General features: G+C 64.0%; 18 protein-coding genes and 2 pseudogenes. 7 read left to right on the forward strand and 13 right to left on the reverse strand.

Going from position 1 to position 24,030, the window contains the following annotated elements:
• Positions 1–7: 7 nt before the first annotated feature.
• The gene (locus ACE10Z_RS26525; RefSeq protein ID WP_375783397.1) at positions 8–562 is read left to right on the forward strand and encodes a dihydrofolate reductase; all 555 of its coding nucleotides are present in this window, start codon (positions 8–10) and stop codon (positions 560–562) included.
• Positions 563–587: 25 nt separating this feature from the next.
• Here ACE10Z_RS26525 and ACE10Z_RS26530 read toward each other — a convergent pair whose 3' ends face one another.
• The 3 genes from ACE10Z_RS26530 to ACE10Z_RS26540 are packed head-to-tail and all read right to left on the reverse strand — an operon-like array spanning position 588 to position 2,933.
• Positions 588–968, reverse strand: a complete 381-nt coding sequence (locus tag ACE10Z_RS26530; RefSeq protein WP_375783398.1) for a nuclear transport factor 2 family protein — start codon at positions 966–968, stop codon at positions 588–590.
• A complete protein-coding gene (locus tag ACE10Z_RS26535; RefSeq protein ID WP_375783399.1) occupies positions 965–1,921 on the reverse strand; it encodes an alpha/beta hydrolase in 957 nt (318 codons plus the stop codon). The genes ACE10Z_RS26530 and ACE10Z_RS26535 overlap by 4 nt, the downstream gene beginning before the upstream one ends.
• A 10-nt stretch (positions 1,922–1,931) precedes the next feature.
• Positions 1,932–2,933 (reverse strand): LacI family DNA-binding transcriptional regulator, encoded by a 1,002-nt coding sequence (locus ACE10Z_RS26540; RefSeq protein ID WP_375783400.1) that lies wholly within the window; start codon positions 2,931–2,933, stop codon positions 1,932–1,934.
• Positions 2,934–3,190: 257 nt separating this feature from the next.
• Between ACE10Z_RS26540 and ACE10Z_RS26545 the strand changes: the two genes are divergently transcribed.
• A complete protein-coding gene (locus ACE10Z_RS26545) occupies positions 3,191–4,465 on the forward strand; it encodes an MFS transporter (protein ID WP_375783401.1) in 1,275 nt (424 codons plus the stop codon).
• 6 nt (positions 4,466–4,471) lie between these two features.
• On the opposite strand, the gene ACE10Z_RS26550 is transcribed toward ACE10Z_RS26545, so the two are convergent.
• On the reverse strand, positions 4,472–4,924 hold the full coding sequence (locus tag ACE10Z_RS26550; protein ID WP_375783402.1) for a DoxX family protein: 453 nt from the start codon (positions 4,922–4,924) through the stop codon (positions 4,472–4,474).
• Positions 4,925–5,102: 178 nt separating this feature from the next.
• On the reverse strand, positions 5,103–7,412 hold the full coding sequence (locus ACE10Z_RS26555) for an NADP-dependent malic enzyme (RefSeq protein ID WP_375783403.1): 2,310 nt from the start codon (positions 7,410–7,412) through the stop codon (positions 5,103–5,105).
• 222 nt (positions 7,413–7,634) lie between these two features.
• Here ACE10Z_RS26555 and ACE10Z_RS26560 point away from each other — a divergent pair, with 222 nt between their 5' ends.
• Positions 7,635–9,632, forward strand: a complete 1,998-nt coding sequence (locus tag ACE10Z_RS26560; RefSeq protein WP_375783404.1) for a hypothetical protein — start codon at positions 7,635–7,637, stop codon at positions 9,630–9,632.
• Between the two features lie 169 nt (positions 9,633–9,801).
• Here the strand turns inward: ACE10Z_RS26560 and aspS are convergent, their stop codons facing one another.
• A complete protein-coding gene (aspS, locus tag ACE10Z_RS26565; protein WP_375783405.1) occupies positions 9,802–11,577 on the reverse strand; it encodes an aspartate--tRNA ligase in 1,776 nt (591 codons plus the stop codon).
• Between the two features lie 190 nt (positions 11,578–11,767).
• Here aspS and ACE10Z_RS26570 point away from each other — a divergent pair, with 190 nt between their 5' ends.
• Complete coding sequence (locus tag ACE10Z_RS26570; RefSeq protein WP_375783406.1) at positions 11,768–13,240, forward strand: YdiU family protein; 1,473 nt, start codon at positions 11,768–11,770, stop codon at positions 13,238–13,240.
• A 49-nt stretch (positions 13,241–13,289) separates the two neighbouring features.
• Here the strand turns inward: ACE10Z_RS26570 and ACE10Z_RS26575 are convergent.
• Positions 13,290–13,535: pseudogene (locus ACE10Z_RS26575) on the reverse strand (zinc-binding dehydrogenase); the annotation flags it as partial.
• Between ACE10Z_RS26575 and ACE10Z_RS26580 the strand changes: the two are divergent.
• From ACE10Z_RS26580 to ACE10Z_RS26590, 3 genes and pseudogenes are all read left to right on the forward strand, one after another.
• Positions 13,534–13,743, forward strand: a pseudogene (locus ACE10Z_RS26580) (LysR substrate-binding domain-containing protein); the annotation flags it as partial. The pseudogenes ACE10Z_RS26575 and ACE10Z_RS26580 overlap by 2 nt on opposite strands.
• A 488-nt stretch (positions 13,744–14,231) precedes the next feature.
• Positions 14,232–15,452 (forward strand): chromate efflux transporter, encoded by a 1,221-nt coding sequence (gene chrA, locus ACE10Z_RS26585; protein ID WP_375783407.1) that lies wholly within the window; start codon positions 14,232–14,234, stop codon positions 15,450–15,452.
• A gap of 70 nt (positions 15,453–15,522) precedes the next feature.
• The gene (locus tag ACE10Z_RS26590) at positions 15,523–16,638 is read left to right on the forward strand and encodes an acyltransferase family protein (RefSeq protein WP_375783408.1); all 1,116 of its coding nucleotides are present in this window, start codon (positions 15,523–15,525) and stop codon (positions 16,636–16,638) included.
• Between the two features lie 52 nt (positions 16,639–16,690).
• On the opposite strand, the gene ACE10Z_RS26595 is transcribed toward ACE10Z_RS26590, so the two are convergent.
• The 6 genes from ACE10Z_RS26595 to ACE10Z_RS26620 all read right to left on the reverse strand — a co-directional run bounded on the left by ACE10Z_RS26595 (position 16,691) and on the right by ACE10Z_RS26620 (position 23,860).
• A complete protein-coding gene (locus ACE10Z_RS26595) occupies positions 16,691–17,506 on the reverse strand; it encodes an ABC transporter ATP-binding protein (RefSeq protein WP_375789926.1) in 816 nt (271 codons plus the stop codon).
• Positions 17,507–17,603: 97 nt separating this feature from the next.
• On the reverse strand, positions 17,604–18,800 hold the full coding sequence (locus tag ACE10Z_RS26600; protein WP_375789927.1) for an ABC transporter substrate-binding protein: 1,197 nt from the start codon (positions 18,798–18,800) through the stop codon (positions 17,604–17,606).
• 225 nt (positions 18,801–19,025) lie between these two features.
• Positions 19,026–20,153, reverse strand: a complete 1,128-nt coding sequence (locus ACE10Z_RS26605) for a branched-chain amino acid ABC transporter permease (RefSeq protein WP_375783409.1) — start codon at positions 20,151–20,153, stop codon at positions 19,026–19,028.
• Positions 20,154–20,168: 15 nt separating this feature from the next.
• The gene (locus ACE10Z_RS26610) at positions 20,169–21,053 is read right to left on the reverse strand and encodes a branched-chain amino acid ABC transporter permease (RefSeq protein ID WP_375783410.1); all 885 of its coding nucleotides are present in this window, start codon (positions 21,051–21,053) and stop codon (positions 20,169–20,171) included.
• 54 nt (positions 21,054–21,107) lie between these two features.
• On the reverse strand, positions 21,108–21,893 hold the full coding sequence (locus tag ACE10Z_RS26615; protein WP_375783411.1) for an ABC transporter ATP-binding protein: 786 nt from the start codon (positions 21,891–21,893) through the stop codon (positions 21,108–21,110).
• Entirely contained in the window at positions 21,890–23,860 is a 1,971-nt protein-coding gene (locus ACE10Z_RS26620; RefSeq protein WP_375783412.1) for an AMP-binding protein, read from the reverse strand. The genes ACE10Z_RS26615 and ACE10Z_RS26620 overlap by 4 nt, the downstream gene beginning before the upstream one ends.
• Between the last annotated feature and the right edge of the window lie 170 nt (positions 23,861–24,030).

A 24,030-nucleotide genomic window follows, 5' to 3' on the forward strand; every position in this document is an offset into this window, starting at 1 on the left:
CATCCTGGTGTCTGCGTTGCGTATCGAGGGTTTCGTCATCGTCTCCGCCGATGGCCGGCTGGCGAACGCGCACAATGTGATGCCCGACGATCTCAAGATCGAGGGCGACAAGCGGTTCTTCACCGCAGCCCTCGACCGCGCCGATCTCGTGGTGCATGGCCGCCACTCCCAGGAAGAGCAACCGAACGCACCGAAACGGCGCCGCCTGATCCTGACCGGCAAGGTCGCCGCGATCGCACCCGACCCGGACAATCCGAAGGCGCTGTTGTGGAATCCCGCCGGCTGCCCGTTCGAGACCGCGAGCCGCGAGGCCGGCGTGAGCTCGGGCCTGGTCGCGATCATCGGCGGCCCAAGCGTGTTCGGCATGTTCATGGACCGCTACGACACGTTCTGGCTCTCGGTTGCACCGAAGGTGCGCATCCCCGACGGCGAGCCGTGCTTTCCCGGCGTCCCTGCCCGCACCCCGCAGCAGGTGCTGTCAGCGCACGGCCTTCACGCCGGCGAACCGCAGCTGATCGATGCCGCGCACAATGTCAGCGTGACGCCGTGGCGGCGCGGTTGATCCGGCGAAGCCAAGGCGGCGCGCCTCAGCTCCGCTGCTTACGGAACGAGTTCTTCACCGCGATCTTGCCGCCCTCGAACTGAAAGACGTCGCAACCTGCGACTTCGACCGGCCTACCGTCGACGCCGGTGCCCGTGAAGATCCACTCCGAGCAGCCGCGATCGCCGGAGATGAAGTGCCGGGCATCGTTCCAGCGCGCATCCGGGAACAGCTGCCACGCACGCATGAAGCCGCGCCGCACCTCTTCCCTGCCGCGATACACCGTGCCTGATACGTCGGGCCCGGCATTGGCCTCGAACACGCAATCGTCGGTCATGAACAACATCAGATCGTCGATCGCGTGACGATTCCAGGCGTCGGCGAACGCTTCGAGCGTCGCAATGGTCACCTTGCGATCGGACGTCATGCGGCAACCTTGACCGCATCCGCGAGGTGGAGCCGGCCATGGAGGAACTCCGCAATCATCGTCTCGACGTCGCATGCGCTTCCGTCGGCGCGGAGCACTGTCGCGTCACGCTGATAGAAGTGATCGGCACCGGCCACGTTCACAAACCGGTTTGCGACACCGACGCGGTCGAAATGCGCGCGCATCTCGTCGATCCCGTCGAGGATGACCGGAAGATCGCGTTCGCCGTGGAACACCAGGGCGGCCGGCGCGATCGCACCGTCGGTCAGATGGAGATCCATCGTCGGCCCGGCGATACGGCCGGACAACGCGACGACGGCGGCAACCGGCGCCCGTTCCGCAAATGCTGCATTGAGCGCGATTGCTGCGCCCGCAGAGAAGCCTCCGCACACGATCCGCGTGACGTCGACGCCATAGGCCTGCGAGCGGTTGCGCACGAAGTTGATCGCCTTGGTCATATCGTCGGTCGCGGCTTCCAGCGTATCCGCCATCATTTGCGGCGTGCATGGCGGCAGGCCGAGGATGTTGCGGACGAAGTCGATACGGTCGGTATTTTGCGGCTGCCCCGGCAACAGGAACGGCGTGACGCCGGGATCGGGCGCCTCCTGCATCAGCCGGTAGTCGATCGAGAAGCAGACATAGCCGCGGCGCGCGAATTCGCGGCAATACTCCGCCATCGCCGTGCTCGGGTGCTCGCCCTCGAACACTTCCACGCCCTTGGCGCCGCGATGGAATGCGCCGCCGAACGCGAGGATGAGCGCCGGTCGCGGCGCCTTGATGTCACCGACCGGACGGTAGACGTCGAGCTTGAGTTCGCGGTAGCGCGCGGGCCCCTTCCCCGCGACGTAGCCGATGCCGCCAACGCCATAAATGACGTCGGGCGTGAACGCGACGTCGTGGACCTTGTCGAGATAGAGTGCGTCGGCCGGTGGCCTGGACGAAACAGTGCTCACGGAATCCTCCTCACGTTCGAGCCGGCCGCGCCGGACCGGTGCTGCCACGCACGATCAGTTCGGTGGCCAGTTCGATATGCTCCACGCCGGCAGCGCCGGCGAGTTTCGCCAACAGGCTGCTTGCGGCCATCCGCCCCATATCGGCGGCGGGCGTCCTGACCGTCGTGATCGGCGGGGTCATGGCTGCCGCGATATCGAGGTCGCCATAGCCCACGACGGACACGTCGCGCGGCACCGACAGGCCGCGCGACGTGCATTCCATCATCGCGCCCGCGGCGAGCAGATCGTTGGCACAAATCACCGCGGTCGCCTCGGGAAAACGCGCCCGCGCGGTCCGGAATGCATTGCGGCCGTCCTGCAGCCCACTGCCGCCGGCGAAGATCACGCGGTCGCGCGGAAACGCGACGCCGCGACCAGCGAATGCGTCCTCGATGCCGGCCAGGCGATCGCGTTCGCGGTCGCTGACGTTCAGGAACGCCATGATGGCGACGACGTCGCGATGGCCGAGGTCGAGCAGATGATTGACGACCGGTTGGATCGCCTTGCGATGATCGAATCCGACCGACGCGACTGTGGTGTCGTAGGACCAGGTGACGATGAACGGCTTGCCGAGGTCATCGAGCAGCGGCAGCAACGTGGGATCGTGCTGCATGCCGACCAGCACAACGCCATCGACGCCCTGCCGGATCATCGAGCGAACCGCTGCAAGCTCGGTCTTCTCGTCGAAATCCGATGTGGCCAGCAGCAGCGTGTAGCCGTGTCTTGCGATCTCGGACTGCAAGCCCTCGACGGTGCTCGCGAAATAGGCGTGGCGAAGCGCGGGCACCACGGCGCCGATCACCATGCTGCGGTTGCGGCGCAACGACCGCGCCAGGCCATCAGGAATGTAGTTGAGCTCTGCGGCTGCGGCGTTGACCCGCTTCAGCGTCGCTTCGTTGAGCAGGTCCGGTGTGTTGAACGCCCGCGACACGGTCGCCGGCGACACTCCGGCGAGATCGGCGACCTGCGCCAACCTTGAGACACTGCTCGGGGATTTGTTCCGGACCGCAACCATCGATTCTGATATCTATTTCATTATGATCATGAGTAGGCTGGCGGACCGGCAAAGTCAACGAAGCCAACAACAGTCAGATAAGATATTGATAATACGTATATTGTCGAAAGTTTAGGCGCCCCGCCCACATATCGAGCCATGCAAACCCTTGACGTGGCGCGTCTTGGATGCCCTCATTATGAAATTGATTTCATAAACCATAACAGGGACGGACGATGCGCAACACCCCCTACTTTGCTGGTTGGTATGTCGTGGCCGGTTCGGGCATCGGCATCGCTTTTGGCTCGCTGCCCTTCTTTGCCGCGGGCTTTGCGCTGCTCGCCGGCGCGATGGCCAAGGATTTCGGCTGGAGCCAGCCCGAAGTCGCCAAGGCCGCGTCGATCTTCTTGCTGCTGCAAATGGTCGCCTACCCGTTTTGCGGCTGGCTGCTCGACCGCTGGGGCTCACGCAGATTTGCGGTCGCCAGCATCGCGCTATTTGCCACATCGGTGCTGGTGCTGAGTCGGATCGACGGCTCGCTCTTGCAGTTCTATCTTGCCTTCGCCCTGATCGGCATCGTCAGCGCCGGCACCAACGTCGTCTCCTATGCCCGCGCCATCGCGCTGTGGTTCAACCGCAAGCGTGGGCTGGCGCTCGGCATCGCGGCGAGCGGACAGGCACTCGGGTCATTCGTGATCCCGATCCTCGCACACCGGCTGATCTCGACGCACGGCTGGTCGTTTGCGCTGGTTGCGATGGCTGCATTCGAACTCGTGGTCTGCCTGCCGCTGGTGGCGCTGCTGGTCAAGGACAGCCCAAAGCCGCTCGGCCTGCTGCCCGATGGCGCGAGCAGCACCCAGGCGCCCGGTACAAGCGCGCCGGCTGATGACGGCATGACGGTCGGCGAGATCGTCCGAACCGGCGTGTTCTGGAAACTTGCGATCTGCTTTGCCGTCATGGGCATGTCGTTCTACGCGATCGCGCCCAACATCGTTTACATCCTGACCAAGAAGGCCGGAATGAGCCTTGCCGATGTCGCGACGGTCCAGGCGGCCTCGGGCATCGCGGTTCTGTTCGGACGAATCGGCTTTGGCTATCTGCTCGACCGGGTGCACGCGCCGTTCGTCGGCATCGTTGCCCTGGCGCTCACCAGCATCTGCGCCATGACCTATGCCACGACGTCGATACCGGCGCTGATCATCATCGCAGCCGTCCTCAGCGGACTTGCGATCGGTGGCGACACCGATTTGATGCCGTATCTCGCCAGCCGCTACTTTGGCACGGCTGCGGTGTCGCGGATCTTCGGCTGGTTCCTGTTCGCCTTCTTCCTCGGCGCCGCGATCGGGCCCGTCGCCTTCGCCCAGCTGAGCGCGACCTTCGGAGGCTCCGACATTCCGCTGATGCTGCTGGCGGGAATGCAGGCCATCCCTGCCCTGCTGTTCATCTCGATCGGCCGCTACCGGACCGGCCCGGCCGAGGCCTCCGGCCTCACCGCGGCGGCATCGTCGTAAGCCGCTTTACACATCCCCATACGCCGGGTCGTCGCGGCGCGGGCCGCGGCCGTAGCCGGCGATAATGAACAGCGCGCCGATCAGCGACAGGTTCTTCAGCGCGTCGATCAGGGTCTTGGCGTTGTCGGGCGCCGGCTGATTCCAGAAATCATGGAAATAGAAGGTCGTGAAGCACACGAAGATGATCAGCAGAATCGCGAAGAACCTTGCCAGCACGTTCACCGCGATCATCAGCCCCGCGATGATCTCGAAGCCGCCGATCGTGATCGCCAGCAGCTGCATGAACGGCATGCCGACGAAGGTTTCGATCTGCTGCGCATAGGGCGCTGCGATGGCGGGGATCGTCACCTTGGCCGTGAGCAGATCCGCCGTTGCCTGGATGCCGAACAGCTTGCTCGCCCCCGAATAGAGGAACAGCACGGCGAACAGAATGCGCCCGAAGGTGATGAACGCTGGCATGGGTCGGCCTCACTGAATGGCAGAAATCGGACGAAGCAGGCGGAGCGAGTATGGCCGCCCCGCCCGCTTCGATCAAATCGAATCCGTCTCGAGCATGATCCGGAAAAGTGCCTAGCGGTTTTCCCCCGCGACAAACGCCAAGCGTTTGCGCGGAGATCATGCTGAAAACAGCTCTTGCTCAGCCGAACAGTGTCGGCTGCGCGCGGCCGGCACGCTCCTGGGCCTCGACAGCTGCAACCGCGGTCATGTTGAGGATGCCGCGCGCCGTCACGCCGGGGGTGAGGATGTGCGCCGGACGCGCCGGACCGATCAGGATCGGCCCCACCGGCAACGCGTTGGCGAGCGACTTGATCATCTGATAGGCGATGTTGGCGGCGTCGAGGTTCGGCATGATCAGGATGTTGGCCTCGCCTTCCAGCCGTGACTGCGGCAGCACCATGCGCCGGGCAACGGCCGATAGCGCGGTGTCGCCCTGCATTTCGCCGTCGGCCTCGATCTCCGGATGCTTGTCCTTCAGGAGCTGGGTGGCCCGCCGCATCTTGCGCGAAGAGTCCGTATCATAGCTGCCGAAGTCGGAATGTGACACGAAGGCGACCTTCGGCTTGAAGGCGAAGCGCTGGACGTGGACCGCCGCGAGCGACGCCACTTCGGCGAGCTCCTCCGCACTCGGGTTCGGCCGCACCTGGGTATCGGCGAGGAAATGGGCGCCGGTGGAGGTGATCATCAGCGCCAGCGCGGCATAGTCGCTGACCCCCGGCAGGAAGCCGATGATCTCGCGGACATGGCGCAGATGGCTCATGTAGCGGCCCTCGACGCCGCACAGCATCGCGTCGGCCTCGCCGCGCGACACCGCAAGCGCCGCGATGACAGTGTTGTTGGTACGGACCACGGTCCGCGCGCCCTCTGGCGTCACACCGCGCCGGCCGGCGACGTCGATATAGGACTGCACATAGGAGCGGTAGCGCGGATCGTCCTCGGGATTGACCAGGTCGAAATCGCGGCCGGCCTTGATCGACAGGCCGAAGCGCTTGATCCGCGTCTCGACCACGGATGGACGGCCGACCAGGATCGGCCGCGCCAGCTTTTCCTCGAGCACCACCTGGGTCGCGCGCAAGACGCGCTCGTCCTCGCCCTCGGCGTAGATCACGCGCACCGGCTGGGTCTTCGCCTTGGCGAACACCGGCTTCATGGTGAGGCCGGAGCGGAACGCGAAGCGTTCGAGGCTGGCGGCATATTCGTCGAAATTGCTGATCGGCCGGGTCGCGACGCCGGACTCGATTGCGGCCTTGGCGACGGCCGGTGCGATGCGCAGGATCAGGCGCGGATCGAACGGGCTCGGGATCAGCGAGCCCGGGCCGAATCCTTGCGTCTCGCCGGTCTCGAAACCATGGGCCACCGCATCCGACGGCGGATCGCGCGCAAGCTGCGCGATCGCATCCACTGCGGCATGCTTCATCGCCTCGTTGATCGCGGTGGCGCCGACGTCGAGCGCGCCGCGGAAGATGAAGGGGAAGCACAGCACGTTGTTGACCTGGTTCGGAAAGTCCGACCGGCCGGTGCAGATCATCGCATCGGGACGCGCCGCGCGCGCCTCTTCCGGCATGATCTCCGGCACCGGATTGGCGAGCGCCATCACCAGCGGCTTGTCGGCCATCTGCTTGACCATTTCAGGTTTCAGCACGCCCGGCGCCGACAGCCCGATGAAGATGTCCGCGCCCGGAATGACGTCGGCAAGCACGCGCGCGTCGGTCTTCTGGGTGTAGACCGCCTTCCAGCGGTCCATCGTGGTGTTGCGGCCCTCATAGACCACACCGTCGATGTCGCAGACGAAGATGTTCTTGCGCTGCGCCCCCATCGAGACCAGGAGATTGAGCGTGGCGATCGCGGCGGCGCCCGCACCCGAGCAGACGATCTTCACGTCGGACAGTTGCTTGCCGTTCAGCAGCAGCCCGTTGACGATCGCGGCCGCGACGATGATGGCGGTGCCATGCTGGTCGTCGTGGAACACCGGGATCTTCATGCGCTCCTTGAGCTGGGTCTCGATCTCGAAGCACTCCGGCCCGCGGATGTCCTCCAGATTGATGCCGCCGAAGGTCGGCTCCAGCGCCGCGACGGTCTCCACAACGCGCTCGATCGTGTTGGCGTTGATCTCGATGTCGAACACGTCGATGCCGGCGAATTTCTTGAACAGCACCGCCTTGCCTTCCATGACGGGCTTGGAGGCCAGCGGGCCGATATTGCCGAGCCCGAGCACCGCGGTGCCGTTCGAGACCACCGCCACCAGATTGGCGCGGGCGGTCAGCGTCGCCGCCTCGGCCGGATTATTGGCGATCTCGGTGCAGGCAGCGGCCACGCCCGGCGAATAGGCCAGCGCTAGGTCGCGCTGGTTGGCGAGCGGCTTGATCGCCTGGATCTCGAGCTTGCCCGGCCGCGGCAGCCGGTGATAGGCGAGCGCGGCGTTATGGAGTTCTTCAGACGATGACGACATGCGTGCTTCCCGCGTTTCCGGCCCAAATTTCTTGTTTCTGTGCTAATCCAGGCAAAAGTCAGTTGTCCGGCAAATCGAGCCGGATGTGAAGCATGTCCCGCCGCTTGGATGCAACATCGGATACTATCCCCGTCAACAGGCCCGGGCGGGCCCGTTCATTGATGCTGCACCTTCCGACCGCCGATTGGCAATTTTTTTCCTTGATGATCCGGAGTTGACCGAATGAAGAAAATTCTGCTCGGCTTGGTCGCCGTCGCAGTCGTCGCAGCTGGCGGCTACTTCGGTTTCGACTTCTATGCCCAGCGCCGGGTCACGCGCGACGTCGAGGCCGCCTTCGCGCAGGTCCGTGCCGCCGGCGCCAAGGCGAGCCACGGCAAGATCGCGTTCGACACCAAGAGCCGTACCCTGACGATTTCGGACATTGCCACCGAGTCCGGCGCGCAACCCCCAGTCAGCGTCAAGATCGCCAGCCTCACCATGACGGGCCTTGGTCAACCGGACGCGGCACGGGTCTCCGCCGACAATGTCGAATTCAACGATGTCGAGATCGGCGTGACGGGGCCGACCCCGACGATCGCCTCCCTGACCTACAAGGCGCCGCGCATCACCGTGAAGGACTATTCCGGTCCGGCCGGCCTGCCCCAGCTTCCGGCCTCGTCGTCGATCTTCGAGCTGTACCGGTTTGTGTTCACCCAGCTCGCGAGCATCAACGCCTCGTCGGTGACCGCGCCCACATTGACCGGAACGATGACCTTCAGCGCCGCCGCACATGCCGGTGACGGCGCCGGTGGCGAATTCGCCTATTCGGGCCTTGCCGTCGAAAACATGAAGAACGGAAAGATCGGCACCAACAAGATCGACAAGGTTGCGTTCACGATCAACTCGCAGGCGGCGGGCAAGGCGCTCAAGACGACCGGCGATCTTGCGAATATGGTCGCGACCGATATCGACGTCGGCGCGATGGCCGCGATATTCGATCCGGCCAAGGCCAATGACGACCGGGAGTACCGGGTTCAGGGGCACGTTTCCGCCGGCCCCTACGTGGTCACCACCACGACCACGCCGCACCTCAACATGCGGATCGATGGCATGACCATCGACGACGTCAGGATCAACCCGTCAAAGATGCAACTGCCGGCGCTGCTGGCAATGGTCCCGCCACCGGGCAGTCCACCGCCGTCTCCGGCCCAGGCGCGCGAACTGCTGGAGAAAGTTGCCGGCCTCTATTCGGGTGTCGGCATCGGAAATGCCGAGATGCACGCCTTCTCGGTCGAGACGCCGAAAGGCCCGCTCAAGCTTGCCTCGATGCGCTTCAACTTCGAACACGGCAAGATCGGCGAGCTTGCGGTCGAGGGACTTGATGGCAACGCCGAGAACGGCCCCTTCAAGGTCGGACGTTTCGCGCTGAAGTCGCTCGATGTCGCGAGCCTCATGCGGCTGTCGGCGCAGTTCGCCGCGCAGAAGCCGTCACCTGAACAGGCGCTGGCGCTGTTGCCGATGATCGAGGGCGTCGAGATCAAGGGTGTCACGTCGCCCTACAAGGCCACCGGCAAGCCGGTCAACATCGATGTCTTCAGCCTCGACTGGGGCCAGTTCGTCGGAACGATCCCGAGCAAGCTGCGGCTGGTCGCGAAGATGGCGGCGCCGCTGGATGCGGCCGATCCGCGGCAACAGGCGCTCGTCGCCGCCGGGATCGACCGGATGGCCGTCGATGCCGATCTCGGCGCGGTCTGGACCGAGGCGTCCCGCTCGTTCGCGCTCGAGCCGGTCAAGCTCGACATGGCGGGCCTGTTGAATGCGTCGGCGAAGGTCACGCTCGCCAACGTGCCGCGCGAGGCATTCTCGACCAGCGCCGCGGAATCCCTGGGCGCGGCCGCGCAGATCGAGACTGGCACGATCGAACTTGCCGTCCACGACCTCGGCGTCATCGATCTCGCCATCGCCCAGTACGCGCGCACCCAGAATGTCAGCCGCGACGAGGCGCGCAGCGCCGTCCTCAGCAGCATCAAGGCGCAGGGCGAAGCGGTGAGCGGAGGCAGTGCCGATGTCACGGCTCTCGTCACCGCGATCAGCCAATTCATCGAGACGCCGGGACAAACGCTGGTCATCAAGCTGACCCCGCGCGCGAAAGCGCCGGCGCTTCAGCTGATGCAGCTGCTCAAGACCGACCCGCAATCGGCGCTGGCGCAATTCCGGATCGAGGCCTCGACAGGGTTGTGACGCGCTCGCCCATTCTTTTCCCTCTCCCCGTTCTTACGGGGAGAGGGTCAGGGTGAGGGGCTGCCTCCCCAAATTCGGAAGATGAGTTAGCGCGGAGAGAGGCCCCTCACCCGGATTGCTTCGCAATCCGACCTCTCCCCGCAAGCGCGGGGCGAGGTGACTTCAAAGGCTACCCCTTCGCCGGCAAGTTGGTCCTGATGTGCAGCTCCTTGAGCTGCTTCGGCGAGGCTTCCGACGGCGCGCCCATCAGCAAATCCATGGCCTGCTGGTTCATCGGGAACAGCGAGATCTCGCGCAGATTGTTGGTGCCGCAGAGCAGCATCACGATGCGGTCGAGGCCGGCCGCCATGCCGCCATGCGGCGGCGCGCCGTACTGGAAGGCACGGTACATGCCGCCGAAACGGTCGATGACTTCCTGCTCGCCATAGCCGGCGATCTCGAACGCCTTCACCATCGCTTCCGGCTTGTGGTTGCGAATGCCGCCGGAGGCGATCTCGTAGCCGTTGCAGGCGATGTCGTACTGGAACGCCTTGATCGTCAACGGATCCTGCGACTTCAGCGCGTCGAGACCGCCCTGCGGCATCGAGAACGGGTTGTGCGAGAAGTCGACCTTCTTGTTCTCCTCGTCGTACTCGTACATCGGGAAGTCGACGATCCAGGCGAGCTCGAACCGGTCCTTGTCGATCAGGTTCAATTCCTCGCCGAGCTTGGTGCGCGCAAGCCCCGCGAACTTCCAGAACTTCTCGGGATCGCCGGCGACGAAGAACGCGGCATCGCCCTCCTTGAGGCCGAGCTGGTCGCGGATCGCAACGGTGCGCTCCGGGCCGATGTTGTTCGCCAAGGGACCTGCGCCCTCGCCGCCCTCGCGCCACATGATGTAGCCGAGGCCGGGCTGGCCTTCGCCCTGCGCCCACGAGTTCATGCGATCGCAGAATGCGCGCGAGCCGCCGCCGGTGCCCGGGATCGCCCAGACCTGGTTCTTCGGGTCTTCCAGCATCCGCGCGAACACCTTGAAGCCCGAGCCGCGGAAGTGCTCGGAGACTTCCTGCATCTCGATCTTGTTGCGCAGATCGGGCTTGTCGGAGCCGTATTTGCGCACGGCTTCGGCAAACGGAATCCGCGGCCAGTTCTTGGTGACCGGCTTGCCCTTGGCAAAATCCTCGAACACGCCGGTGATGACAGGCTCCATCGCCGCGAACACGTCGTCCTGCGTCACAAAGCTCATCTCGACGTCGAGCTGGTAGAACTCGCCCGGCAGGCGGTCGGCGCGCGGGTCCTCGTCGCGGAAGCATGGCGCGATCTGGAAGTAGCGATCGAAGCCCGACATCATCAGGAGCTGCTTGTACTGCTGCGGCGCCTGCGGCAGCGCGTAGAACTTGCCGGGATGGATGCGCGACGGCACCAGGAAGTCGCGCGCGCCTTCCGGCGAGGACGCCGTCAGGATCGGGGTCTGGAATTCGAAGAAGCCCTGCTCCTTCATCCGCTTGCGCATGGAATCGACCACCGCGCCGCGGGTCATGATGTTCTGGTGCAGCTTCTCGCGACGCAGGTCGAGGAAGCGGTATTTGAGCCTGATGTCCTCGGGATATTCCTGCTCGCCGAACACCGGCAGCGGCAGCTCGGCCGCCGGGCCCAGCACCTCGATCTCCTTGATGTAGATTTCGATCAGGCCGGTCGGCAATTCGGGATTGTCGGTGCCGGCGGGACGGCGGCGCACCTTGCCGTCGATCCGCACCACCCATTCGGAGCGGAACTTCTCGACCTCGGCGAATGCCGGCGAGTCCGGATCGGCCACGCACTGGGTGATGCCGTAATGGTCGCGCAGATCGACGAACAGCACGCCGCCATGGTCCCGGACACGGTGGACCCAGCCTGACAGCCTAGCCGTCTGGTCGATATCGCTCTCTCGGAGCGCGCCGCATGTGTGTGACCGGTAGCGATGCATATTCGTTCCAAAACTGATTGTCAGAGAGGAATCGCAATAGGAATTATCCTATTCGAAGGCGCTGGGTTTACCCGAGCCCGCCCGGGGCGGCAACCAACGGAACGGCAAGTTTTAGCTCGAAAACGCACATTTTCGGGTCCTCCGGCACTGACCGTTTGCCTATTCTCACCTTCGGCCTATCTTTCTGGACATGACCATCCATTTCCCGTTCCAGAACACCTATTCGGCGCTGCCGGCGAATTTTTTCGCCCGCGTCGCGCCGACCCCGGTGGCTTCCCCCCGGCTGATCAAGCTGAACCGGCCGCTCGCGGTCCAGCTCGGGCTGGATCCGGACCTGCTCGCGACGGCGGAGGGCGCCGAAATCCTCGCCGGCAAGCGGCTGCCTGACGGCGCCGACCCGATCGCCATGGCCTATGCCGGCCACCAGTTCGGGCACTTTGTTCCCCAGCTCGGCGACGGCCGCGCCATCCTGCTCGGCGAGGTCATCGACAGAGACGGCGTCCGCCGCGACATCCAGCTCAAGGGATCTGGCCCGACCCCGTTCTCCCGCCGCGGCGACGGCCGCGCCGCGCTCGGCCCCGTGCTGCGCGAATATATCGTCAGTGAGGCGATGTTCGCGCTCGGCATCCCGACCACGCGTTCGCTCGCCGCGGTCGTGACCGGCGAGCCTGTGATGCGCGAGACCGCCCTGCCGGGCGCGGTGCTGACCCGCGTCGCCGCGAGCCACATCCGCGTCGGCACCTTCCAGTTCTTCGCCGCCCGCGGCGACACCGACGGCGTGCGTGCGCTCGCCGACCATGTTATCGCGCGGCATTATCCCGAGTTGAAGGATGCCGCCCAGCCCTACCACGCGCTGCTCGCCGGCGTCGTGGCGCGGCAGGCCGCGCTGGTCGCGCGCTGGCTGCTTGTCGGCTTCATCCACGGCGTGATGAACACCGACAACTCTTCGATCTCGGGCGAGACCATCGACTACGGTCCCTGCGCCTTCCTCGACGCCTACAATCCGGCGCAGGTGTTCTCCTCGATCGACGAGATGGGCCGCTACGCCTATGCCAACCAGCCGCGCATCGCGTTGTGGAATCTGACCCGGCTCGCCGAATGCCTGCTGCCGCTGTTCGACAGCGAGCAGGAGAAGGCCATCGAACAGGCGCAAGTGATCCTCGGCGAATTCCCGGAAAAGTTCACCGCGGCCTATCAGGCCGGGCTGCGCGCCAAGGTCGGCCTGTTCACCGCACGCGACGGCGACGAGGCGCTGATCCAGGACCTGCTCGACGCGATGGCCAAGAACGCGGCCGACTTCACGCTGACCTTCCGCCATCTCGGCGAGGCGGCGAGCGGTGACGCCGCAGACGCCCGCGCGCAGTTCACCGATCCGGCAGCATTCGACGAATGGGCCGGCCGCTGGCGCGCTCGCCTCGCGCTGGAGCAGCAGAGTGCAGCCGAGCGCAAGACCGCGATGGGTGCCGTCAACCCGGCCTTCATCCCGCGCAACCACCGCATCGAGGCGGTGATTGCGGCCGCCGTCAACAGCGACGACTACGCGCCGTTCGAGGAGCTGCTGACGGTGCTGGCAAGGCCGTACGAGGACCAGCCGCAATACGCCGCCTATGCCGACCCACCGCTGCCCGAGCAGATGGTGACGCAGACGTTCTGCGGGACGTGAGCCCGAGATTTGTAGGATGGGTAGAGCGCAGCGAAACCCATCCTCATACTCACACCGTCACCACGATCTTCCCGAACTGCACGTTCGACTCCAGATACCGGTGCGCCGCGACGATCTCCTCGAACGGAAACGTCCTGGCGATGATCGGCTTCAGCGTGCCGTCCGCAAACCCGTCGAGGATGAACGCTTTCGCCGCAGCGAGCCGCGCCGGATCCTGGACGATCTCGTGCACGCGGTAGCCGCGCAGGATCAGGCTCTTGCTCAGCACGGTGAACAGCGGAAACGGCGTCGGCTCCGCGGCGCGCGGCATGGGGCTGGCTTGGCTGCCTTCCTGGCTGGTGCGCGAACACCTCGAGCGCGGCGCGCTGGTCCGCGTTCTCGGCAACGAGGGTGAGCTTCCCTACGATTGCCATGCGCTGTGGCTGCCGACGCCGCGATTGCCGCCGAAAGTCCGGCTTGCGGTCGACGCGCTCGCAGCCGCGCTGCCGAAGCTCGTGGCGTAGCGCGACCGCGTTGTTCCAGCGCCCCGCCTCGTGAGCGTTAACTCAGCCTCCACCATGCCGGGAGGCTCGCGGCGGTAACCATAAGGCTTAACAGCGCGTCAACGCTCCCCCAACAAGTCTAATTGTTTCTAATGGGGGAGAATGGCCCGTGGACGCATTTGCATTCGAATTCATGGGACTGGCGATGATCGCACTATGTCTCGTCGTGCTGGCGATGCCGGCGGCGCGGCGCCCGTCGAAGAACATGCGCTACGAGTGACGCGCTCAACGCGGCGCGCGCATCCGTATGTGGTCAACAGGCGCCCCGCTCGGCTCGCCGTCGTCAACGCAGGAGATCGTTCATGTTGGACCACGTCTCCATCACGGTATCCGACATACGCGCTGCCGAGCCCTCGTCGCGAGAAATATCGCGCCGAGGCGTTATCGAATGACGATATGCTTGCCCGGATGAGTCCTGACATGGGACACGACTCAGGGATTGACGACGCTTGAACGATACCGACGTCCAGCACACCCGCACATCCACCGCGAGCTCAGCACACTCGCCGCTCGAGGTGCTGTTCATTTTCCTCAAGCTCGGCGTGACCTGCTTCGGCGGCCCGATCGCGCATATCGGTTACTTCCGCGACGAGTTCGTCACCCGCCGGCGCTGGCTTGACGAACAGGCCTATGCGGATCTGGTCGCGCTCTGCCAATTCCTGCCGGGGCCTGCGAGCAGCCAGGTCGGCTTTTCGCTCGGCCTGATGCGATCAGGCTATCTCGGCGCGCTGGCGGCCTGGACCGGCTTCACGCTGCCCTCGGCGATCGCGCTGGTGCTGTTCGCCTTCGGCGCCGGCGGATTGAGCGGCCCGGCCGGCACAGGGCTCGTGCATGGTCTCAAGCTGGTCGCGGTGGCGATCGTCGCCCAGGCGGTCTGGGGCATGGCGCGCTCGCTCTGTCCCGACCGCGAGCGCGCTTCGATTGCAACGGTCGTAGCGCTCGTCATCCTCACGAGTTCCTCGTCGATCGCTCAGATCGGCGCCATCGTGCTCGGCGCCGTCGCCGGGCTGTGGTTCTGCCGTGCGGCGCAAGGTGCCGATGGCGTCACCCACATCGCGATGCCGGTGTCGCGCCGCGTTGGCGTGGCGGCGCTGATCCTGTTCGTCGCGCTGCTGGTCGGGTTGCCGCTGCTCGCCCGCGCATGGCCCGGCCTCGGCCTGTTCGAGGCCTTCTACCGCTCCGGCGCGCTGGTGTTCGGCGGCGGCCATGTCGTGCTGCCGCTGCTGCGCGAAGCCGTGGTGACGCCGGGCTGGATCGGCGACGATGCGTTCCTGACCGGCTACGGCGCCGCACAGGCCGTGCCGGGACCGCTGTTCACCTTCGCCGCCTTTCTCGGCGCGGCAATCGGCGGCGTGCCGGGCGCGATCACAGGCCTCCTTGGCATCTTCCTGCCGGGACTCCTCATCCTGCTCGCGGCGCTGCCGTTCTGGGACGGTTTTCGCAAGCGACCGGCGGCGCAAGCGATGATGCGCGGCGTCAACGCCGCTGTGGTCGGCATCCTCGGTGCCGCGCTCTACGATCCGGTGTGGACCAGCAGCGTGCAGCGTCCGCTCGATTTCGGCATCGCGCTGGCCGGCTTCGTCCTGCTCACGGCATGGCGCGCCCCGCCGCTCGTGGTGGTCGTCCTCAGCGCGGCTGCCGGCATCGCCACCGGGCTCCTGCAATCGTGAACAGCGGCGCCGGCCCCTCGCCGGCCGAATTAAGAGCGCTTTCATGCCTGGCCGCCATCATTGAAGGCGTATGCCGAGCGTACCCAAACAACAGGATTCGACCCGGGTTCCCGTGCTGGACCTGCTGCGGCTCGCCGCGGTCGGGGCCGTGATCCTGTACCATTACGGCTTCTGGGGCACCGCATCGCACGGCGTTCAGAAGGTGGCGATGCCGTACCTCGCCCCGGTCGCCCAGTACGGCTTCCTCGGCGTCCCCGTGTTCTTCGCGATTTCCGGCTTCGTCATCGCCTATTCGGCCGAAGGCCGCACACCGATCGGATTCGCGATCGCCCGCTTCAGCCGAATCTATCCGACCTTCGTCATCTGCATGACGCTGACCTTCCTCACCACGCTGCTGCTGGGCCAGGCCCATTTCCACGTGACGTGGGGGCAATGGCTGGCAAACCTGTTCATCGCGGCGCCGATGCTCGGTCAGCCCTATATGGACGACGCCTACTGGTCGCTGGTGATCGAGGTCATGTTCTACGTCTGGGTCGCGCTGCTTCTGGCCTGGGGCATCTTCCCGCGGAAGATCGGCACCATCATCCTGGCGTGGATCGCCATCACCTTCGCCAACGAGTTGACCTTCAACCTCCCGATCGTCGACAAGCTCTTCATGGCGGCCGACAGCGGCTTCTTCGCCGTCGGACTACTGATCTATCAACACTACCGGGGACGGCGCGACATGAGGCTCTACAGCCTGCTGACGCTGGCGATGGGCACGGCGACGTTCCAGGCCGTGCACAAGCTGGAACGGCTCGGCGTCCACACCCATGGCAGCTTCGATCCACGCGTCGTCACCGTGATCTGCATCGTCTCACTCGGTACCGTGTTCGCCGCCACGCGGATCAAGTCGGTGCCGCTGCCGGACAGCCTGGTCAGGGCCGTGGGCGGCATCACCTATCCGCTCTATTTGCTGCATCTGCAGCTCGGCTACGTGCTCCTGCTGATGATGACGCCAGTGCCGGATGCGGTTTCGACCGCGCTCGTGGTCGCGGGCATGGTCGTGCTGGCGTGGTTCGTCTGGCGCTTCCTCGAAGGCCCGGCGCATGACCTGGTCAGGGACAAACTCACAATGCTGGCCTCACGGCACGGATGGCCCTCGCGCCTCGGCCGCCCCGGCAACGCCTTGCTCACGGACGGTTGATCCGGCCCGATTGGTTGCAACGTCGTTATCCCCCGACCGTTGGACACGTATTCTACGCCAGCCAACGCTTGCGCCGCTTGTAGTGCTTCACATCGCGATATGATTTTCGCTTACCGCCGGCGACGCCAAGATAGAACTCCTTGACGTCCTCGTTTGCGGCGAGCGCACGCGCTTCGCCGTCCATCACGACGCGGCCATTTTCGAGGATGTAGCCGTGGCTGGCGTATCTGAGCGCCATGTTGGTGTTCTGTTCGGCGAGAAGGAATGAGACGCCTTCCTTGATGTTGAGGTCCCGCACGATTTCGAAGATCTCCTCCACGATCTGCGGCGCGAGGCCCATCGAAGGTTCATCGAGCAGGATCATCTTCGGGCGCGACATCAGCGCGCGGCCGATCACGCACATCTGCTGTTCGCCGCCCGACGTGTAACCGGCGGTGGAACCGCGCCGTTCGCGGAGGCGCGGGAAATAGGCGTAGACCCGTTCGAGATCCTGCGCGATGGCTGACTTGCCGTCCCTCCGCGTGAAGGCTCCGGTCAGGATATTCTCCTCGACCGTAAGATGAGCGAAGGCACGCCGCCCCTCCATCACCTGAATGCAGCCGCGCCGCACCAGATCATTTGGCGACAAGGACTTCACCTCGACGCCATCGAACAGGATCGAGCCCTTGGTGACCTCGCCGCGCTCCGCGTGCAGCAGATTGGAGACCGCCTTTAGCGTCGTGGTCTTGCCGGCGCCATTGGCGCCGAGAAGCGCGACAATGCCGCCCCGCGGCACCTCCAGCGATACGCCCTTCAACACGAGGATGACGTGATCATAGACAACCTCGATATTGTTGACCGACAGAACCAGCGCCGCTTCCGTCGTCATGGCGACCTTGGCAGTTGACACGCGCAGACCTCCAAATGGTTGCACCTTCCGGAATCCGGGAGCAGGCAAACCTGCCTCCCGGATCACTCACGCGTGCTCAGGTTTCTTTCGCGCAGTCGCGCGGCTTGATCTTCTTCTCCGCGGCATATTTCGCGGACACATCGGCGACGAGCGGTTCGATGAGCGATTCGTCAGCCGTGTACCAGTCGGAGATCACTTTCCAACCCTTGCCATCCCATTGCTGGACGCGCCCGTAGCGCGCGCCCTCGTGGTCGGAACAGGAAATGCTGACCGGCTTCAACATCCCCTCGAAACCGAGTTCCTTGATACGATCAGCGGTGAGGATGAGGTTCTCAAGCCCCCAACGGACCTGCTCGCCCGTCAGCGGTTTCTTGCCGAATTTTTCCTGCGCCTTGCGGATCGCCTCCACGCCGAGCATGGCGTTGACCATGCCGCGGTTGTAGAGAACTTCGCCGATCTTGCCAGGTTCTGTCGAACCCTTGCCTTTGGCGTAGACGTACTTCTCTATGTCCGCGTGCACAGGGTACTTGCCTGCGCCATGCTGAAGCATCAGCGACTTGTAGCCGGCGGCCTGTTCACCTGCCGGCGTTACATCCGGCTCTGCGCCTGACCACCAAACACCGATCATCTTGTCGCGCGGATAGGCAACAGCCGCGGCTTCCTTGATCGCCGTGCTGTTCATGACGCCCCAGCCCCAGACCAGGACATAGTCCGGCCGCTGCTGGCGGATCGCCAGCCATTGGGACTTCTGCTCGACACCGGGGTGCGTGACCGGGATCGGGGTGAACTCAAAGCCGTACTTCTGCGCCAGCACCTGCAGCATCGGGATCGGCTCCTTGCCATAGGGGCTGTCGTGGTACAGCAGCGAAATCTTCCGGCCCTTCAACTTGTCGAACCCGCCGAGTTCCTTGGCGACGTGCTGGATCGCGATATCGGCCGCGGACCAGTAAGTGCCGAGCAACGGGAAGTTGTACGCGAACACCGCACCGTTCTTGGAATCGGCGCGGCCGTAGCCCATCGTGATGACCGGGATCTTGTCGGTCGCGGTCTTTTCGGTCAGTGCGAAGGTGATACCGGTCGACAGCGGATTGATGAACGCCGCCCCGGTCGGCCCCTTGCTCTTGAGGCGCTCGTAACACTCGACGCCCTTGTCGGTCGCGTAAGCCGTCTCGCATTCCTCGGTCAGAATCTTGACGCCGTTGATGCCGCCGTCACGTTCATTGATCAGGTTGTAGTAGTCTACCACGCCGTTTGCGTAGGGCGCGCCGTTCACGGCGTACGGTCCGGTCCGGTAGGACAGGATTGGGATGAACTGCTCGTTTTGCGCTGCGGCCGGTGCGCTGAACGCCGCGCCCGACAGGGCGGCCGCCAGTATCAGTACATTGCGTGCAATACCTGCCATGTTGATATCCTCCTCCTTAAATTCCCGTGGGGTGTTTCCTTCCTCTCGGTTGTCAGCGGCCGCCATCCGCGTTGCGATCGAGGCACGATCGCTCCTTCAATAGGGAAACGGCCAAAGTCTGAGCTTCTCCTTGCCGATCGATATCAGCCTTGCGAAGCCATGGGGTTCCTTGATGAGAAGATAACAGATCAACGATCCGAAGATGATGAGCTGGAGGTGAGTGATCGTTTGCGTGGACAGCGGCAGGCCGAGTTCGGTTGGAAGCACATTCAGCAGGATCGGCACGATGAGGATGAAGGCCGCCCCGATGAACGAACCCATGATCGATCCGAGCCCGCCAATGATGACCATGAACAGAAGATCCAGCGAGCGTTCGATCGAGAATGCAAGCGGCTCCCATGAACCGAGGTAGACGAACGCCCAGAGCGCGCCCGCCACTCCGATGATGAACGAAGAGACCGCGAAAGCCGTCAGCTTTGCGTAGAGCGGCCGGATGCCGATCAGTTCGGCGGCGATATCCATGTCGCGGATCGCCATCCACTGCCTGCCGAGATTGCCGCGAACGAGATTCTTCGCCAACACCGCAAGCACGGTCACGAAGAGCAGGCACAGCAGGTAGCGCTCGACCGGCGTGCGAACGACCAGACCGAAGAAATCCAGTTCCGGCGCATTCACCGATCCTGACGGCGCATAGTTGGTGAACCACGAGAGTCGCAGGAACGCCCAATCGAAGAAGAACTGCGCGGCAAGCGTCGCAACCGCCAGATAGAGGCCCTTGATGCGCAGACTGGGAATACCGAACAGGACTCCAACACCCGCCGACATGAGCCCGCCAAGCAGAATGGATGCCAGCACGGGCAACGGTGGGATCGCGATCGCGAAGCCGAGCGAGGCCAGCGGGATGTGGACGCCGGTCGCCAGTTTGTAGGCCGAATAAGCGCCGATGGCCATGAATGCGCCGCTGCCGAGCGAGATCTGGCCGCAATAGCCGACGAGAATGTTGGTGCCGATGGCGGCGAGCGCCAGGATGAGGAAGGGCAGCAGGATGGCCCACAGCAGATACTCGCTGCCGAACGGCCAGACATGGAAGGTGGCCAACAGCGGCACGCCAATGAAAGCAATCCCGAGCAAGATGGCGAGCGCAATACGATCCTGGCGAATCGGGAAGATCGCCATGTCCTCCGCGTAGGTCGTCTTGAACTGGCCAGCTTCGCGATAGAGCACACCGACCTCCTTGCCTCAGATGCGTTCGATGATCCGCTCGCCGAACAGCCCCTGTGGCCGCACAAGCAGCACCGCCAACGCCAGCACGTAGGCAAACCAGTATTCGATACCGCCGCCGATGGATGGCCCCAGATACACCTCGGCAATCTTCTCACCCGCCCCCACGATGAGCCCGCCGACGATGGCTCCCGGAATGGAGGTGAGGCCTCCGATGATCAAAACCGGCAGGGCCTTCAGCGCAAGGAAGGTGATGGAGAACTGCACGCCAAGCTTGGTACCCCACACCGTCGCCGCGACCAACGCAACGAGACCGGCAACGAGCCAGACCACGAACCAAATCCAACTGATTGGAATCCCGACCGAGTGCGCGGCAAGATGGTCATCGGCCACGGCCCTGAGCGCACGACCGGTCTTGGTGCGCTGAAAGAAGATCGCGAGGCCGGCGACCAGGATGCCAGCAATCAACGCGCCCCAGACGTCCAGCTTGTTGACCAGAATCCCGCCCGGGAAGAGCCCTTCAAACAAAAACCAGGCGTCGGTCGGGAACAGCCGCAACGGGTAGACATCCGATCCGAAGATCATCTCCGCCACGCCCTCGATGACGAACGTCACGCCGATCGTGGACATGAACAGCGTGAGGCCATCCTGGTTGACGAGAGGTCCGATCACGAACCGCTCGATGAGCCAGGCCGTCGCCGCCATGATCACGGCGGCAAAACCGATAGCGAGCACGACCGCGACCCAAAGCGGAAAACCAGTGGCGACCAGGAGGTCGAGGGCGCGAACCAGCGCCAGCCCTGCGAGCAATACCATCGCTCCCTGCGCATAATTGAACACGCCGGATGCCTTGAAGATAAGCACGAAGCCGAGCGCGACCAGCGAATAGAGCACGCCGGACATCAATCCGCCGATCAGGACCTCGAGAAACTGACCGAATGCGATCACGAGCGCTCCTCAGTGTGCAACGCCGAGATAGGCGTCGATGACAACCTGGCTTCGCTTCACCTCGTCAGGCGTGCCGTCGGCGATCTTTACGCCGTGATCAAGTACCGCCACGCGATCCGAGAGATCCATGACCACGGCCATATCGTGCTCGATCAGGGCGATGGTCGTGCCGTAATGATTGTTCACATCTATGATGAATCTCGACATGTCCTCCTTCTCCTCGAGGTTCATGCCGGCCATCGGCTCGTCGAGGAGGAGAAGGTCGGGCTCCATCGCCAGAGCGCGACCAAGTTCGACACGCTTCTGCAAACCATACGGCAAACGCCCGACCGGCACCTTGCGGATTGTCTCTATCTCGAGGAAGTCGATGATCTCCTCGACCTTGTGCCGATGCTCGACCTCCTCCGCCAGAGCTGGGCCCAAACGCAGCACCTGCCACAACAGGCCCCGGCGCACCTTCAAGGTACGGCCTGCCATGATGTTGTCGAGCGCGCTCATGCCCTTGAACAGGGCGACATTCTGAAAGGTACGCGCGATGCCGCCGCGTGCCGCCTCGAATGGCTGCATCTTGGCCCGGGTGCGCCCTTTGAAGGTGATGGCGCCATGATTGGGGCGATAGAAACCGTTGATGACGTTCAGCATCGAAGTCTTGCCGGCGCCGTTGGGTCCGATGATGGCCCGAATTTCGCTCTTCCGGATGTTGAACGAAACGTCCCGCAGCGCCTTGACACCTCCGAAGGAGAGCTCCACGCGCTCGACCTCAAGCAGAATGTCGTTGGTGTCCGGCGCTCTCATGCGGCTCTCCCCAGAGATTCACCCGAACCAATGGCTTGCATGTCGCAAATCCTGACCCGTGCCGCGGTCGTGCCCTTCCGGCCATCCTCGAAGGTGACTTCCGTGGAAATGTCGGCGTCATGCGCCCCGTTGTAGAGTGCCGTAACCAGCGGCGCATAGCGCTCGGCAATGAAGCGACGGCGTACCTTCTGCGTGCGGGTCAGTTCGCCATCATCCGCATCGAGCTCCTTGTGCAGAATGAGAAAGCGGCGAATCTGGGCGCCTGCAAGCGCCTTTTCCCCGGCCAGCGAGCGGTTCACCGCGGCAACGTCCCTCGCGACCATGTCGTAGACCAGCGGATGCCCGGCAAGCTCCTGATAGGATCCGTAGGCGACGTTGTTGCGTTCCGCCCAATTCGCGACGGCGACCGGGTCGATGTTGAGCATCGCGCAAACGAACTCCCGGGAGTCACCGAGCGTGATCGCTTCCTTGATATTGGGATAGAACTTCAACTTGTTCTCAAGGTACTTCGGGGCAAACATCGTGCCGTCAACCAGCCGACCGACGTCCTTCGCACGATCGATGATCTTCAGATGCCCGGTCTTCTCGTCAAAAAAGCCCGCATCGCCGGTCCTGACGTATCCGTCGGACGTCATGGCTTCCGCCGTCTTTGCCTGATCCTTGAAATATCCGAGAAACATGCCGGGCGAGCGGAACTGCACTTCGCCCGATTCCGCGATGCGGATGTCGACGTTGGGCGCCGCCGGACCAACCGTGTCCGAGTAGATCTCGCCATCAGGCTGGCACGTTACATAAAGGAACGCTTCGGTCTGGCCGTAGAGTTGTTTCAGATTCAATCCAATCGAGCGGTATAACGCGAACAGATCCGGACCAATGGCTTCGCCTCCAGTGTAGGCGACCCGCACCAGAGACAAGCCAAGGACGTTCTTGAGAGGCTCGTAGACCAGCCAGCGTCCGAGCGCATAGAGCAACCGGCCCGACAGCGGCACTGGACGTCCGGTCAAGACTTGCTCGCCATACCGGCGTGCGACGTCCAGAAAGTAGTTGAACAATCGCCGCTTGAGCGGCGCGGCGTCCTCCATGCGGACCATCAGCCGCGTCAGCATGGCCTCGAAACCGCGTGGCGGGGCCAGGTAGAAGGTTGGTCCTATCTCATGCCGATCCTGCTCGATTGTGTCGCTGCTCTCGGGACACGCCATGCAGAATCCAGCCACGAGGCCCTGCACGTAGCTGACGTAATGATCGCCCGCCCAGGCCAGCGGCAGATAGGCGAGCACCACGTCCTTGTCGGTCAGCTTGTCGAATCGCGTGGTGTCGGTTGCAGCATCGATGCAGCCGCGTGCCGACAGCATGACACCCTTCGGCGCTCCAGTCGTTCCCGAGGTGTAGAGGATGACCGCAATGTCCGAACCGTTCCCCACTCGAACGTATTCATCAATCCGTTCACCAAGCGCCACGTCGGCCGCAAGCGCGGCGCGGCCGTCCTCGATGATATCGCCGATTGCGATCAATCCACTGCGGTCGTAGCCGTCAAGGCCGCGCGGCTCGTCGTAGACAATCTTGTTGAGTTGCGGCAGTCGGTCGGACACCGACAAGACCTTGTCGACCTGCTCCTGGTCCTGCGCTGCGACGAGCTTCGCCTCGGCGTGAGCGAGGACGAAGGCAAGCTCATCCGCCACCGCATCCGAGTAGACCGGAACGGGAATGGCGCGCAGCATCTGCGCTGCCATCATGGTCCAGTAAAGCTTCGGCCGATTTGAGCCAACAACGGCGATCGTGTCGCCTTGCCGCAGGCCAAGGCGATCCAGGCCGGCGGCGTAAGCTCGCACGATCTCGGCAACCTGAGCCCAGGTCCAGTTCTGCCAGATACCGAGATCCTTGTGCCGAAACGCTGGCCGCGTGCCAAACTGCGCGGCATTTCGCAGCAGCAATTTGGGGAACGTATCGAACGATCCGCCGCCAGCCATGTCGGTCTCGATCCCAAAAACCGGCGCGTTGGTTCGCACCTGTTATGGTGATGCCTGCCCATTTTGGGCAACAGCCATGCGAGTGCCGCATGCTCCACCTTACAACGGATCGGAAGTCCCACAAATACCCTATTGAAAGATCGCGCTTCTCTGCGGCGCCTTGGCGACAG

Source organism: Bradyrhizobium sp. Pha-3, from assembly GCF_042258615.1.
Classification (GTDB): Bacteria; Pseudomonadota; Alphaproteobacteria; order Rhizobiales; family Xanthobacteraceae; genus Bradyrhizobium.